The 14,977-nt window shown below is 58.0% G+C and carries 10 protein-coding genes and 1 tRNA gene; 1 reads left to right on the forward strand and 10 read right to left on the reverse strand.

Features of this window, described 5'->3' with window-relative positions; all coding sequences use genetic code 11:
• Positions 1 to 87: 87 nt before the first annotated feature.
• Positions 88 to 2,109, reverse strand: a complete 2,022-nt coding sequence (gene uvrB, locus ABQ039_RS12195; protein WP_024937950.1) for an excinuclease ABC subunit UvrB — start codon at positions 2,107 to 2,109, stop codon at positions 88 to 90.
• A 141-nt stretch (positions 2,110 to 2,250) separates the two neighbouring features.
• Here uvrB and ABQ039_RS12200 point away from each other — a divergent pair, with 141 nt between their 5' ends.
• Positions 2,251 to 2,793, forward strand: coding sequence for a Tfp pilus assembly protein FimT/FimU (locus ABQ039_RS12200; RefSeq protein WP_184518652.1), 543 nt, complete (start codon positions 2,251 to 2,253; stop codon positions 2,791 to 2,793).
• Between the two features lie 51 nt (positions 2,794 to 2,844).
• Here the strand turns inward: ABQ039_RS12200 and ABQ039_RS12205 are convergent.
• From ABQ039_RS12205 to ABQ039_RS12245, 9 genes are all read right to left on the reverse strand, one after another.
• Positions 2,845 to 2,921, reverse strand: a tRNA-Asn gene (locus ABQ039_RS12205).
• 54 nt (positions 2,922 to 2,975) lie between these two features.
• Positions 2,976 to 3,425, reverse strand: a complete 450-nt coding sequence (locus tag ABQ039_RS12210) for a type IV pilin protein (RefSeq protein WP_081008611.1) — start codon at positions 3,423 to 3,425, stop codon at positions 2,976 to 2,978.
• Between the two features lie 12 nt (positions 3,426 to 3,437).
• Positions 3,438 to 7,313 (reverse strand): pilus assembly protein, encoded by a 3,876-nt coding sequence (locus ABQ039_RS12215; protein WP_260297186.1) that lies wholly within the window; start codon positions 7,311 to 7,313, stop codon positions 3,438 to 3,440.
• 10 nt (positions 7,314 to 7,323) lie between these two features.
• The gene (locus tag ABQ039_RS12220; RefSeq protein ID WP_039816789.1) at positions 7,324 to 7,833 is read right to left on the reverse strand and encodes a PilX N-terminal domain-containing pilus assembly protein; all 510 of its coding nucleotides are present in this window, start codon (positions 7,831 to 7,833) and stop codon (positions 7,324 to 7,326) included.
• Positions 7,834 to 7,836: 3 nt separating this feature from the next.
• Positions 7,837 to 8,949 (reverse strand): PilW family protein, encoded by a 1,113-nt coding sequence (locus ABQ039_RS12225; protein ID WP_374057865.1) that lies wholly within the window; start codon positions 8,947 to 8,949, stop codon positions 7,837 to 7,839.
• 50 nt (positions 8,950 to 8,999) lie between these two features.
• Positions 9,000 to 9,476 (reverse strand): type IV pilus modification protein PilV, encoded by a 477-nt coding sequence (gene pilV, locus ABQ039_RS12230; RefSeq protein WP_054592542.1) that lies wholly within the window; start codon positions 9,474 to 9,476, stop codon positions 9,000 to 9,002.
• A complete protein-coding gene (locus ABQ039_RS12235) occupies positions 9,476 to 9,991 on the reverse strand; it encodes a Tfp pilus assembly protein FimT/FimU (protein WP_039816784.1) in 516 nt (171 codons plus the stop codon). The genes pilV and ABQ039_RS12235 overlap by 1 nt, the downstream gene beginning before the upstream one ends.
• A 183-nt stretch (positions 9,992 to 10,174) precedes the next feature.
• Positions 10,175 to 11,560, reverse strand: coding sequence for a nucleotide 5'-monophosphate nucleosidase PpnN (gene ppnN / locus ABQ039_RS12240; protein WP_016901083.1), 1,386 nt, complete (start codon positions 11,558 to 11,560; stop codon positions 10,175 to 10,177).
• Between the two features lie 105 nt (positions 11,561 to 11,665).
• On the reverse strand, positions 11,666 to 14,881 hold the full coding sequence (locus ABQ039_RS12245; protein ID WP_349778422.1) for a TonB-dependent receptor: 3,216 nt from the start codon (positions 14,879 to 14,881) through the stop codon (positions 11,666 to 11,668).
• Between the last annotated feature and the right edge of the window lie 96 nt (positions 14,882 to 14,977).

A 14,977-nucleotide genomic window follows, 5' to 3' on the forward strand; every position in this document is an offset into this window, starting at 1 on the left:
TGCGCTGTGCAGGGCGCGCATTCTAGCGCAGGGTTTGGATCACCACAAGCCCTCCCTGCGCTCTAACTTTCGTGCTGTCGCCCTGCCCTACGCCAGGCTGGCAGCTTTGAGTTTCTGGATCTGGTCGCGAATCTGCGCGGCCGCCTCGAACTCCAGGTCCTTGGCGTGCTGGTACATCTGCTGCTCCAGGCTCTTGAGCTTGCCGGCGATCTGGGCAGGCCCCATCGCGCGGTAATCGGGCATTTCCTCCGCCACCTGACGCGACTTCGAGCGCCCCTTGCCTGCCTTCTTCTCGGCGGCATCCTCGCGCGCACCTTCCATGATGTCGGAGATCGGACGCGCCACCGACTTGGGCGTGATGCCATGCTCCAGGTTGTACTCGACCTGCTTCTCGCGGCGCCGGTCAGTCTCGTCGATCGCGGCCTGCATCGAACGCGTGATCTTGTCGGCATACAGAATGGCCTTGCCGCGCAGGTTGCGCGCTGCGCGGCCGATGGTCTGAATCAGCGAGCCGGTCGAACGCAGGAAGCCCTCCTTGTCCGCATCCAGGATCGCCACCAGCGACACTTCCGGCATATCCAGACCTTCGCGTAACAGATTGATGCCGACCAGCACGTCGAACTTGCCCAAGCGCAGGTCGCGGATGATCTCCACGCGCTCCACCGTGTCGATATCCGAATGCAGATAGCGCACCCGGATACCGTGCTCGCCGAGGTACTCGGTGAGGTTCTCGGACATGCGCTTGGTCAGCGTCGTCACCAACACGCGGTCGCCAAGCTTGATGCGCTCCTGGATTTCGGACATCAGGTCGTCCACCTGCGTTCCGACAGGACGAATCTCGACCACCGGATCGATCAGGCCAGTTGGCCGCACCACCAACTCAGTGATTTCGCCCGCAGACTCGCGCAACTCGTATGGACCCGGTGTGGCCGACACGTAGATGCTACGCGGCGAACGTGCCTCCCATTCCTCGAAACGCAATGGCCGGTTGTCCAGTGCCGATGGCAGCCGAAAACCGAACTCCACCAGCGTTTCCTTACGCGAGCGGTCGCCTTTGTACATCGCGCCGATCTGCGGAATGGTCACGTGCGACTCGTCGATGACCAGCAGCGCGTCCGGTGGCAAGTAGTCGAACAGCGTCGGCGGCGGCTCGCCGGGCGCCTTGCCGGTGAGATGCCGCGAGTAGTTTTCGATACCGTTGCAGAAGCCGACCTCGGCCATCATTTCCAGATCGAACTGGGTGCGCTGCGCCAGGCGCTGCGCTTCGACCAGCTTGTTCTGCGAATACAGTTGCTCCAACCGTTCCTTCAATTCTTCCTTGATCGTGTCCACCGCGCTCAACGTGCGCTCGCGCGTGGTCGCGTAATGCGTCTTGGGGTACACGGTGTAGCGCTGCAGCTTGCGAAGCGTTTCGCCGGTCAACGGATCGAACAGGGTCAGCCGCTCGATGTCGCCATCGAACAACTCGATCCGCAACGCCTCGGTGTCGGATTCGGCCGGGAACACGTCCAGCACTTCGCCGCGCACGCGGAACGCGCCGCGTGTCAGCTCGAATTCGTTGCGGGTGTACTGCAGATCGGTGAGATGGCGGATCAACTGACGTTGATCGATGTGCTCGCCCACCGACAGGATCAAGCGCAGCGACAGATAGTCTTCCGGCGCACCCAGGCCGTAGATCGCCGACACTGTGGCCACCACCAGTGAGTCGCGACGCGACAGCAGGGTCTTGGTCGCCGACAGACGCATCTGCTCGATGTGCTCGTTGATCGAACTGTCCTTCTCGATGAAGGTGTCCGACGAGGGCACGTAGGCCTCGGGCTGGTAGTAGTCGTAGTAGCTGACGAAGTACTCCACCGCGTTGTGCGGAAAGAACGACTTGAACTCACCGTATAGCTGCGCCGCCAGCGTCTTGTTCGGCGCCATCACCAGGGTCGGCTTCTGCACCTGCTGGATCACGTTGGCAATGGTGTAGGTCTTGCCGGAGCCGGTCACGCCCAGCAAGGTCTGCTTGGCCAGACCGGCCTCGAAGCTGGCCACCAGCTTCTCGATGGCAGCAGGCTGATCGCCGGCTGGGGAGTACGGGGATACGAGCTGGAAACGGTCGGTCATGAAGCGGATCTCGGGGGGAGGACTGCACAAATGGCGGAGGCCACTTTCGGTGAAAGTCTGACACCTCATCACGTGGGAGCCGACCTTACCTGAGCCTTGGACGCCGTAGAGACTGCTTGCTTCGAGCCGAGGAGCAGGACGGTGAAAGCAGTGACTCGTTCGTATGCAAAAGGGTACACGGCGCTACAGCTAGTGATCGTGATGGCGATCGTCGGGATCATGGCGGCCATCGGCCTGCCCAGCTTCAAAGGTCTGGTCGAGTGGCAGCGCGCACAGGCACGGGTTCACTTGCTCACCGCACACTTGGCGATGGCGAGGAGCCTGGCCATCACCCATCGCCTGCCAGTTAGCGTCTGTCCATCCGTCGACGGTGCCAGTTGCCGACCTGACAGTGACTGGGGCCAGGGGTGGATTCTTTTTAAGGATCCAGCGCGCAGTGGGCAGCCTGCGGACGCGGGCTCGATCCTGCGGGTCGAGCAGTATGCTGCGAGCGAGGGCATCAGCATCACTGGAACGATTGGCCGATCGCTTGTCCGATTTCTTCCGAACGGCCGCAACGGCGGCACCAACATCACGATCAGCCTCTGCACCCGTGCGCAGCGCCTGGCAGACGTCATCGTCAACAACTCAGGGCGGACGCGCTCTGTCCGCTACAGGCAACCAACCTCCTGCCCTGCACGGTGAGCTACAGCAAAAACGAAGAGGCCGCGACTAATCGCGGCCTCTTCAACATCTTGGCGCCCGAAGTTGGACTCGAACCAACGACCCCCTGATTAACAGTCAAGTGCTCTAACCGGCTGAGCTATTCGGGCGGGGAGGCGTATTCTAGATGCAAGCTTTCGATAGTGCAACACCCCAGGCTCTGGCTACCAGCACCCTTGGGTCGTGGCAGCACTCGGCGTCTTCACCCCCGCCTGATTCAGTGTCATCGTGCCGCACGTATCCCTAGCCTGATTGCCTTGTGGCGTGGCAGTTATCGTGAAGGTGGCCTGGTTACCAACGAACCTGATGGTGTATTGGGCAGTCCCGCCCTCACGCGGCGATTGGATGGTCGTCGAGCCGTTGCCAAAAAGAAAATTCGCATAGGTGTTGTTCGTCGTATGCGAGCGCTCGGCCAATTGCGCGTATTCGACCAGATCCGCCTTGGCCTGCGCGCGGCGCGACTTGCGGATATGTTCGGCATAGGAGGGATATGCCACTGCCGCCAGAATTCCGACGATAGCGACAACCACCATCAATTCAATCAAGGTGAAACCATCGCCCCTAGTGTACTGAGACAGCCGACGAGAGGCGAAACGGGACAGGCGTAGCGACATTGAAAACCTCCGTCACTGAATCTGGCGCCAGGATTGGCGACCGCAGGGATAAGGGACATACATGGGCGCGGCGCCTGCTACGTTGACGACCATCCAGCAACCCGCACCTGACGGGACAGCGGGCGCGGCTGAACCGTCTTTTGGATTGACTTTGGGTTCAAGCCGAGGCACGACCGATACACCAACATCCTTGACCGGAGCATTTCCGCCAGTGTTGAGCGAGATACCGGCGGAACCGGTAGCAAGCGTGGAACCACTGATGCCCCCCATTCGAACACCAGATAGTGCGCCTATGCCGGTACGCGGGTTCAGGCCAAACAACCAATTCACACCATCGGTACTGCAACCGCTACTTGCAGCAAGTGGCGCGTAGGTGGGCATGAACAGAATTCCCGAAACAAGTTCCGGATAACCCACGAACCGTTCACCAGCCGGCAGATCCACATACCATCCCAGCGATGTTGTTGGGACAGTACCCACCTGCAGGGTACGCGTCCCGCTACCAGCAACGGTTGTGACTGAGTATGGCGTCAGGCTCGCTCTGCTCAAGGTCGTAGCGATCACGCCATCTATCTGATCCGTAAATCCATACAAGCTTTGTATGTGCTGCGAAGAGCTCGGCAGGCTGTCGTCATTGAACGAAAAACTACCGGTACCAAATAATACAAGGACTCCGCCGTTTTCACCGGAAGCTGCCTGCAGTCCGCCGGTAATGGGTTGCCGGTAGGTACGCCCACCCTCGACATATGTCGCCGTGGTAAATGCAGGCACAGTCACCGAAGCTGCGGTCGAGGTGAGATCAAACTTCCAGATGGCACCACGAAGATCGGCACCATAAACCGTATCGGCATAGCCATCCCGTGTACGAGCAGGCATGCCAGACGGGTCGGTCGTCAGGTTGTCCACCCGATCCAGGACAATGATATTACCCAGCCCGTTCCGGCCACTGATCGCGTTCCCCGGCTCCGTTGCCTCGATCATACGAACGACCGGGGTTGAAGACGTTCCGATGTCCACCACGAACAAGACAGCCTTGCCGTTAGCGCTGTCATAGCCGTTACCAAAGATCGCTTTCCAGCTCACCGTGCCATTAGCAGCACGTACTGGGACAATGACCGGCTTACCGAGCACGTGTCCAATATTGGAGCGCACCGTAGCATCACCACTGAGATCGTTGATCTCCCACAGGCGACTGCCACTACCAAACGCGCCCGGATTGGTCACATCCAGGGCAAACGCACCGCGGCCACCAGCCCCGGTCGTGCCAACCAGTGTCGTCTTCCAGCTGTTGTTGTAGTAGGTATCTCCCACCGCAAGCGGACCATCGACGAAATAGCGATGATCAAACGGCTGAGCAGAGGCTTTGTTGGCTTGATAAGGCAGTAGCAGATTACCCATGTGGCCGTAGGAAGTTGCCGGAATATAGGCAAAGCGCTCACGTCCCCCACCACCGACGACAGTCCCACTACCATTCATGCCACCGTCGAAAGCATGCAACATGCCGTCGTTGGCCCCCGCATATACCATGTACCCTTGATTGGCGCGCTTGGTATTCAAGTAGTTGGTATAGGTCGTTCCCAGTGTTCCTCCCAAAGCACGGTATCCGTAGTCATCGATAGGCGCACTGATCAACGGTGCAGAGTTGATGATATCGCCTAGGACGGTGGTCCGGTCACGCAACTTGCCCTTCTGCTGGACCTCACCACTTCGATCTCCCAGTAGATAGCCAGCCGCTGTCGCCGCCGTTGCTCCAAGATTGATTAAATCTTGCTCCGAACAGATAGATTGACTTGGATATAGTGTCCGTGACAAGCCGCAAAGACCACTCAGACTGATTGTCGTACCATCAAATTTACGAAAATTAGTTCCGTCACTAAAGAAAACATTGCGAGCAGCAGATGCAGGCATTTGTTCGGAGGCTTCCCAAAACGGGGTAAAACGGGCCTCTCTTGTCTCCGGATCGACAGACGCCTGACTGGCCTTAAGCTTACTGGACCAATCAGTCCCATTATTTCTGATTTGGTATTCAGGCGACACAGTCAGGGAGCCCGCACCAATGCGAGCACCCGTTAAGGCCAGAGTTCCAGAAGGAGAATTAGCTGCACTGGCCGCCGAAAGAACTTGGCGCATCGCACTAGTCACTTCATCAGGGCTCTTGGCATTAATGAACTGACCGCGACTGTTAATAGTGGCATGCCAGAGTTCGTCGATCACGCGACCGTCATCATCCGCAGTTGGGTTCCCATTACTATTCCAGTCGGGTGGATTAGCATATGGATCGCCGGTGGCCGCTTGATTAACTTCGTATATATTCCCCTGCGCACCTAGAGTAATTGCATAGAAATTCATATGCAAATCCTTCTGACAATCCAGTCGCTTCCAGTCAGCAGACGTCTTGGAAAGTGTCGCGCACTTGTCATCCACGGGTACAAGTCCGGCCGGAAAACTTGGGCCAGTCACCAGTGGAGTAGAAGTGCCCGAATAGTAGCTCGCAGCAATATCGGCAATCGTATTGCTATAAGAGTCAGCGAATGGAGCGCCAGAGAAATCAACCGTACCGGTAGAGTCGGCATTGCCGTACCCACTGACAGAATTGTTAGCGTTCGTATATCCGTCGGTAAATAACATGCCGCCGTTCTTTTGGCATGCGCGCAGGACCGGCGCACCATCCCCGGTTCGCAAGAACTGCCTTCCCAAATAGTCGACAGCCGTACGATTTGGGGTACCGCCATTCGGCTTGAGACGGTAAATCAAATCGAACAATGAGGTACGCGCGGCGTCGTCGTCCATGTCGTACATGGTAGCCGCGGTCAAATTATTGATAGTGAAGTAGCCGACCCGCATTTTGTCGACGTCGGCCAACGATCGGGACGCGGATCCGACGATCGACAAGATACGATTATGACTATACTGAAACCAGTTGGCAAAATTCTGCCGCGCATTATTATATGCCGCAGTATTAGACCCATAATTGGCTGCCAATATCTGATAACGACGCATATTGCACCCGGGACCACAGGCATTTGCAATGATCGGCCTATTGACGTCACTGGTTAGATACCCAGCTGGAGCCGGGGCATCCACTGGCAGATAAAAAGTTGCCGGCACATAACCCATTTGTACCGCACAATTCGCCGCGACTGAGACTGCTGAATTCAACGTAGTCCAGCGCCCGCCACTGCTCGGCAAGCCATTACCGTTATTTGAGTTGCATGATCGCGCACTTGATCGATAGCGTGTTCCAGCAGGAATTGTCATTCCCGTCAAAAACTGGAATGACTCGCCATCGCTTTCACGATAGGCAAGGTCATAGATAGTGTTGTACCCTGCACTGAAATCATTGCCATAGACAAGAGGATTACGCGGATCAACTCTTGCTTGGTCGAATGTAGCCGCCGGCCAAAGATTGGCGCTTGTTGACGTTTGCGCAGGAGGCGTCCACGGCTCATAGAGCACACTGGGATTATAGTAACCAGCATTGTAAGTTGGCGAGCGCGCAAACCCGAAAACGTCGAGCGGAGGAATTGCACGACCAATTGAATAAGACGAGTTATATCCAGAGTGCGGAAACAAATAAACATAACAATCGGAAAAGTTGTTTGCACACGACTCACTGGAATTAAAAAATACACCAGCCGAACTGAAGAAGCTGCTACCGTTCCACTGCAGACGCCCATCTCCGCCCTTGAAGATGCGCTCGAACGTCATCGAATTCGAGTCATCCACTGCCATGATAAATGCTGGCGGAATTGAGGTCGCGTTATTCAGCGGAGCTTGCGCCAAAGCTCCCTGTCCTTGCGCAGCAATCAGGCCGTAAATGAAATAGCCGCCAGCCGCGACAAGAACGATTGCAGAGACGACAACGGCTCGGAAAATGCGACGGGACATATCGGCAGCCTCAGAGCTTGAAAATGGTGTCGATCGATGCCGATGACGAGGCATCTGTTGCGGCATCGTTAGCGAATGTAGTGATTTGATATACCGGAGTCACGGGATCGAGCGGATCCCCCATCGCAAGCGACCCCCCGCCGATGATGCACGAGTCGATGCGCCTTACGTTGACCGCCTCACTCACCGATGTTGCCTTGCTGCGTCCCCATTCAACCGGATCAAATGCGGCATCACAGTTTTGCTGGATATCGGTATCAACCAAGGGAGCGCCTGTTGGCGCATCCGTACGATTGGCAATGGCCTCAATGGCACGCTCGCTCCGACGCGTCACTCCTTCAGCATGTTGGAAAGCAATATTGGTCGCCAAGTAATTGGATGCCATTTTTTCCTGCATCCCCGCTACTTGCATCCCGGCAATTCCGATCAACGCCAACAGGATTAGCATGATCAGTGCAACATAGAGCACCGCGCCACGAGGGCGAGCGGGCATAGGACGCAGGCGAGCGTAAGCATTCATAAGTTAGTTCCCGAACAGTCGATTACGCAAGGCGATCGTGGACTCGTACGTCATTCTGTACCGCCCGTCAGTTTGGGCAGGCGGCGCAAAAGACACTCCCAATGCACTTGGATAGCGCAGCGCACTCGCCGGTCTCTCTGCTGTGGCAGGTGACGGACTACGGGCAAGAATACCGACCTGGACCTGCCCCACTCGCCGCCACTGCCCAGCCGCTGCAGCATCTGTACCAATAGAAACATCACTTGCAGTCGCTTGTGTATTGATGTTCCCCAATGGTGGGGAGGTGGTGGACATGCTGGCGGTCTGATCAAGACCGAACAGCAGTTGCATGTTCTCGATACCTTCAACCAGTTCCTCGGGCGTTCCGTAATCGTCAACGCCGTTAGAGCGCGCCCGCATCAGCGCCGGCTCGCCCGTTGTTGCCGAGGTCCCGATGTAATACACCAGCGATTCCGCACGGTAGATCAACGCTTGGCCGGTTGGCCTTGCCGAGTAGTTTGATAAATTGGTTCCGTTGGCGGTGATCTTGCCGCTGGCGTAGACGCCCTTGAACACCGTTGCATGGGCACAGTCAGCGATTCCAAATACAGTCGGAGCCGCCTGCCCCCCCTCGGTCAGGCGCAGGCCGTTAGTGGCGTTGAAGCTGACCACGCTGTTACTGCCCGACGTGAGCGAAGTGATCGGCACGCTCTCTGGGGCCAAGTAGCGTAAGACCAGGATGTCGCTGCCCCCGCGCGGATTTAACTTGGAAATCGATGCTGGAAGATTTGTTGGCACAGCCCAGGTGGCCCCGATAGTCAGAACGCCGAGCGGCTTTGTATTAGGCGCTTCGTAACCTTGCACGCTAACGCTGAAATCCAATGGATGACCCGAACCGCTTGCGGCGCCGGTGGTGATGACCGGGTCCCCCTCGCCACGCACAAAATGTGCCTGGTCATTGACACAGCCAAAATGCCCTGCCATGCGTATGTCGCGCTGCAAGAACTCCAAGGCAAACCGCCCGTTCTCCTGCGCGCGCGCACTCCCTTCTGCAAGCATTGATGCGGTACGGGATGCCGAGAAGACCTGGATAACCCCCAGCATCAATACCAAGCCGATCACCATGGCGATCATCATCTCGATCAAGCTGATGCCTGCAATCGCACGCTTGGATACAGAGCTACAAGTCATAGCTGAGACACCAAGGTGAACGTTGTGAGCGCATCCGGGTTGCTTGCATCCCAGCGCTGATCGCCCCAACTGATGCCAACGGTTACCTGGCCGTTGGCATTAAGCACGGTCGCACTGGCGCCTTCTCCTAATGCCTGTACCACCTGACACTTCCAGCGTGCGACGTTGGTTGCGATAGTGAGATTGGTCCCAAGCGGGCGGCTGCAGCTGGCAGCAGTGACCGTGTTCGCCGAAAAGGTGGCGTCGGTATACCAGGACGATTGAAAACGATTGCTGCGCATCTGGTCCAGCAAGTCGTAAGCCAGGTTGGTGGCCTGGGTGCGATAGTTGGCGCTCTGCACGAATCTCACGTTGGCGGTCTGCAACAGCGCAAACCCGAGCAAACCAAACGCAAGAACGATAATGGCGATCAACACTTCGAGCAGGCTGAAGCCGTCGGAACGAGCGCGAGATACAAAGGATCGGGGGAGCATCACTGACAGGCGCCTTTCTGGGAGGTGATCTGACCGGCACCGTTGACGACTAACGTGCGACGCAATGCCTGCCCATCACACGTGGTTGGCTGCAGCGTGATCTGCTGATTGGTGGAAGCAAGCCTACGCCCCCGTCCATCGAATGCAATCGCGGTGCCGGAAGGACCGGAATTGCTCAGCGACCGGTCTATCGAAACGAAACGCAGGACGGTGTCGCCGCTCTTGAAGGCTCCGTCTCCGTCAGTATCCGCCCAAGCCAGCATCCCGCTCCCCCAGTTGTTGTCGCAAGCGGTTCCCGATGCACTACCGCAAACCCCACCACCTCGGCGATTGCGTATCGCCTCACTGCGGGCGAGAGACAGTAACCCGAGGGTCTCATTGGCGCTGCTCGCTACCCGATTGGAGCGAATTACTCCACGAAAGCTTGGAAGCGCGACCGTAAGCAAAATTGCCAATACGGCGATCGCAATCATCAATTCCACAAGTGTGAAGCCGGTAGATCGGCGAAAAGACATTGGACGCTCCCCAGCGTGACCTAGCCAAGATGCTTCGACTGCCCCCTCAGGAACAAGCACCGGGGGGACGAACGGTCGTTTTAGGGTTGCCGACGTGAGTGTTAAGACTTACCGGGCCTACAACCCGCACTCGGCCCGCCCCCTCCCCCCTCCCCCGGAAGTAGGATCTAAATCCAGAAGGCGTTAAGTCACCACCCGATAGCAAGGCCGGTAGTCCCCCGAAATCTTCATCCGGCGCTGCTCGACGAAGCCGCGCAACAGTTCATCCAGGGCCTGCATGATGTCCGGGTCGCCGTGGATTTCGAAGGGGCCGAATTCCTCGATGCGGCGCATGCCGTCTTCCTTGACGTTGCCGGCGACGATGCCGGAGAAGGCACGCCGCAGGTCGGCGGCCAGGGCAGGCGCTGGGCGGCCGTGATGCAGGTCGAGGGCGGCCATGGCCTCGTGGCTGGGTTCGAACGGCTGCTGGTACTCGAGCGGGATGTGTACCGACCAGTTGAAGTAGTACGAATCCTTCTGTTCCTTGCGGTGCGCACGCACGTCGTGGATGCCTTCGGCCATGCGACGCGCCACGGCAACCGGGTCGCCAACGATGATTTCGTAGCGGGAAGCGACAGCTTCGCCCAGGGTGAGCCGGATGAAGCGGTCGATCTGCTCGAAATACGGCGCGGCAATGGTCGGGCCGGTCAGGATCAGCGGGAACGGCAGGTCGGCGTTTTCTTCGCGCAGCAGGATGCCGAGCAGGTAGAGAATTTCCTCTGCCGTGCCGACGCCGCCCGGAAACACCAGGATGCCGTGGCCGATGCGGACGAAGGCTTCCAGGCGCTTCTCGATGTCCGGCATGATCACCAGGTGGTTGACGATCGGGTTCGGCGACTCGGCGGCGATGATGCCCGGCTCGGTCACGCCGATGTAGCGCGTGTGATGCTTGCGCTGCTTGGCGTGCGCGATGGTGGCGCCCTTCATCGGGCCCTTCATGGCGCCCGGGCCGCAGCCGGTGCAGATGTCCAGCCCACGCAGGCCCAGCTCGTAGCCCACCTGTTTGGTGTAGAGGTATTCGTCGCGCGAGATGGAATGGCCACCCCAGCACACGACCAGGTTCGGGTCCGACGGCTGCAGGATGCGCGCATTGCGCAGTTGCCCGAACACTGCGTTGGTGATGCCTTCGCTGGTGTCCAGATCCCCGCGCTGGGCTTCCAGCTCGATCGCCATGTAGGCCAGGTCGCGCACTACGGCGAACAGCAGCTCGGCCACGCCCCGGATGATCTCGCCATCGACAAAGGCCATCGCCGGTGCGTTGCTCAGATCGATGCGGATACCACGATCCTGCTGGTTTACCTGGATGTCGAAATCCGGATACAGGTCGCGCGCGGCGCGCGGGTCGTCCGACGCGCTGCCGCTGGTGAGCACGGCCAGCGCGCAGCGGCGCAACAGCTCATGCATGCCACCGCTGGAGGCATCTCGCAGACGCGCAACTTCCGCCTTGGACAACACGTCCAGGCCACCGCGCGGGTAGATCCGCGCATCCACCACCGGCAGCGCCCGTGCTGCCGTACTGCTGAGTTCCATAGCTTGCTCCTGTCGTATCTCAGAACTTTAGCGTACTCACCCGCACAAAAGAAAACGGCCGGGAGAACCCGGCCGTTTCTGCAAGCTTCGAGCCACTAGCCAACTTTAGAACTGGTAGCGGAAGCCCAGCTGCAGTGCCCAGCGGGAGATGCCCTTGTCGTCGTAGATGGTTGACGGATCAGGCGTATTGAAGCGGTAAACGTATTTACCGGTAGCCGCATCGATACCGCCGTACTCAACCACGCCGCGCATACCCGGGAACGCGTACTCGTCCACACGGCCCCACTTCTTATTGAGCAGGTTTCCGACGTTCATCACGTCAAGCCAGATCTGCGCCTTGTTGCCTTCCAAGAAGCCAGGCAGCTCCTGCTCGATGTGCAGGTCGAACTGGTTTACCCACGAGTTGCGCACTGCATTGCGCTGCGCAACCTGCCCCTTATGGGACGACAAATATTCATCATTGTTGACGAAGTTCCAAAACGCAGCTTCTTCCGCTGCCGAGCCAAAGCGAACATCACCCGGACCTGCGGGGATGTACAGCAGGTCGTTCAAGCGGCTGTCGCCATTTGCATCGTTGTCAAAGGTATAGCTGTAGGGACGGCCACTACGGCCCTGGTAGATCAGGCCGACCTTGGTGGCAAAGTCGCCGAAGAAGTTGTGCTTCCACTGCAACGTTCCGAGGAAGCTATTGCGGATCTCATAAGCAGACGTCGCATTGACCTCTTCGTTGGCCTGGAACACCGCCGTATTGCCCAGCTGCGAACCGGAGGTGGAGCTTGTCAGGCCACTTACTTCGTCGGCATTGGCGAAGGTATAAGCCAGGCTCCAGGACCAATCGCTATCGTTGAACGGCTTATTCAATCCAATGGTCAGGCTCTGGCTGCCACCCTTGCTGGTAGACCGCGCAATGATCGCATCGTTGTAGCTGCGATAACGATTGCCACGCGGGTCGACCGAAATGCCAGTCGGCTGAGTTCCGTTGACATTCCAGTTGGCGGGATTTAAGCCCGCCTGATTCCAATAGATCTGACGACCATCCTGACCGACCGCAGTCGGTCCGGTCTGGCTGAGATTCAGCTGTTGGTAGTAAATAGCTTCTTTGACCTTCGTAACGACGCCCTCGACCGACGCCACTACACCGTACCAAGGCAACTCGGTATCGAACGCCAAGTTCGCCTTCCACACAGCAGGTTGACCCAGATCCTTGTCAACGAAGTCGACAGACTGAGTGGCGCCGTTCAACGTCCCGTTACCACGCGGCTGGTTGTTGATGTCCGGCGTAAACGCGATGCCGTTGCTATTGACCAGATTTACGCTTGAGAAGTTGTAATCGGTGTAAGCCAGACCGGTATTCGAGTAAGGATTGGACAGCCATACCGACGCCGCTGCGCCTTGGAACAGGCCAACACCGCCACGCAACTGTGTAGGACGGTCTGCATCGAAGGTGTAGTTGAACCCAAAGCGCGGCTGCAGAAGGCCGTTGCCATCTATGGTTTCATCATTACGCACATCAAACGTGGTCGAGGCAGCTGCATTATATTGCGGCTTGTTCTTCACCATCGGCTCGTCGTAACGCACACCGAAGGTCAAGGTCAGGTTGCTGTTGACAGCCCATGTATCCTGCAAGAACAGGCCGACGTTTTTCATGCCCCACTGCGCGGCGATATCGTCGATATTTCCGCTGGTGGACTGAGAGTAACGGTAGCTAGCCGGACGATTGTTGCGATAGTCGGCAATCGAGTTGAAGTTGTACGAACCAAAGACACGCTGAGCAAACAAGTTGAAGATGTCGTTGTCTTCGTAGTCGCCACCAAACTTCAGGGTGTGATCATCCAGATACAGATTGGCAGCAAAGAACGCATTCCACGTTTCAGTACGCAGTGCATTGGCCTGTGTACTCTGCTCGGTACCGAAGTTGACGAAGTTGTTGCCGATCCGGACACCGACAGCCGGCAATTGCGAGGCAGCGTCACGCACTGCAGAATAATCGCGGTAGGAAACCTTGGCTTCGGTAGAGAACTTCTCCGTCCAGTCACTGAACAATTGAGCGGTGTAGGTTTCAAGCTCGAAATTGCGGGTGTAATGGTACGAGTTCAATGACAAGGCGGTAGCGCTGAAGCCATTGAGGTTAGCGGTCTCCTGTTCGGACTTGCCGTAACGAAACGAGGCGCGGTGCTTGTCGCTGATGTTCCAGTCGATCTTAATGCCCTTCTCTTCCGACTCAGAATCAAGTGCTGGCAGAGCCAGTGTTCCCGGGTCGAAGCCATAGACATTGCGCGAAATGTCGACGATCTCGTCAACCTGTGCCTGGCTCACGCCAACGATATTGCTGGCGCCCGAGCCGGTCGGACCGTAGCCGGATGCTCCGGTGAATACGCCTTTGCCCTTGTACTTTTCGTAGTTAGCGAAGAAAAACAGCTTGTCCTTGACAACCGGCCCCCCCAGGGTCAGACCATAAGTGGCTTCATTGTCGAACAGCTGCGGGCGGATACCGTTTTGGTTCTTTCCGGACCAGTCGTTCTCACGATAGGTTCCATAAACTGAACCGTGAAATTCGTTGGTACCAGACTTGGTCACGGCATTAATGACGCCGCCGGTGCCACCGGTGATGGCCACATCGTAATTGGCCACGTCCACCGAGATTTCGTCGATGACGTCCATCGAGAACGGCTGGCGCGGAGTCGGCAGGCTGTTGGATTCCAGTCCGAAAGCATCGTTGGTGCTGATGCCGTCGACGCGGATCGCGTTGTAGCGCGGGTTCTGGCCGGCGATGGAGATTTCGTTGCGCGCCTTGTCGGTCTGCGCGACGCGCGGATCCAGACGCACGTAGTCCTGCAGGTTGCGGTTGATCGACGGCAGCGACTCGATTTCTTCGCGGGTCACGTTGGTGCCGGTGCCCATCTTGTTGGCGCTGAAGATCGCTGAGCCGTAGTTGCCTGCGATCGCCTGCACGGTACCGAGCGTGGCCAGATCGCCGCCCAGGGCTGCATCAACCTGATTGACCTTATCCAGGTTCAAGTACACGCCTTCACGCGTGGTGTTGCCCGCGCCGGAAGCAGTAATGGTGATCGTGTACGGCCCACCCACACGCAGGCCGCGCGCGTTGTAGCGTCCGCTGGCATCGGTGGTGGCGCGGCTGACCGTGCCCGATTCGACGTGGGTGATCGTCACTTCGGCATTCGGCACCGGTTGACCGGCGCTGCTGGTCACCAGGCCAGCGACGCCGGCAGAGGTGCTCTGGGCGAACACGGGGGCGGCGGCGAGTGCGGCAACAAGGCCAAGCGTCAGCTTGGACATGCGGAGACAGCGGGGGTGGGTCATTTCGGTAGCCTCGATACAGGTTGGGCAGTGACAAAAAGGCGCAGTCAGCCCAACCGTTCCCGGGGGTGGGCTGCCGATGATCTGGGGTCCCTTGCC

The organism is Xanthomonas sp. WHRI 6108 (assembly GCF_040202385.2).
GTDB lineage: Bacteria > Pseudomonadota > Gammaproteobacteria > Xanthomonadales > Xanthomonadaceae > Xanthomonas > Xanthomonas arboricola.

Excerpts from the sequence above, each read along its gene's own strand:
- ABQ039_RS12245 (WP_349778422.1), bottom strand. The coding sequence starts at position 14,881 with ATGACCCACCCCCGCTGTCTCCGCATGTCCAAGCTGACGCTTGGCCTT.
- ABQ039_RS12220 (WP_039816789.1), bottom strand. The coding sequence starts at position 7,833 with ATGAATGCTTACGCTCGCCTGCGTCCTATGCCCGCTCGCCCTCGTGGC.
- ppnN (WP_016901083.1), bottom strand. The coding sequence starts at position 11,560 with ATGGAACTCAGCAGTACGGCAGCACGGGCGCTGCCGGTGGTGGATGCG.
- ABQ039_RS12225 (WP_374057865.1), bottom strand. The coding sequence starts at position 8,949 with ATGATGATCGCCATGGTGATCGGCTTGGTATTGATGCTGGGGGTTATC.
- ABQ039_RS12215 (WP_260297186.1), bottom strand. The coding sequence starts at position 7,313 with ATGTCCCGTCGCATTTTCCGAGCCGTTGTCGTCTCTGCAATCGTTCTT.
- ABQ039_RS12210 (WP_081008611.1), bottom strand. The coding sequence starts at position 3,425 with ATGTCGCTACGCCTGTCCCGTTTCGCCTCTCGTCGGCTGTCTCAGTAC.
- uvrB (WP_024937950.1), bottom strand. The coding sequence starts at position 2,109 with ATGACCGACCGTTTCCAGCTCGTATCCCCGTACTCCCCAGCCGGCGAT.
- ABQ039_RS12235 (WP_039816784.1), bottom strand. The coding sequence starts at position 9,991 with ATGTCTTTTCGCCGATCTACCGGCTTCACACTTGTGGAATTGATGATT.
- pilV (WP_054592542.1), bottom strand. The coding sequence starts at position 9,476 with ATGCTCCCCCGATCCTTTGTATCTCGCGCTCGTTCCGACGGCTTCAGC.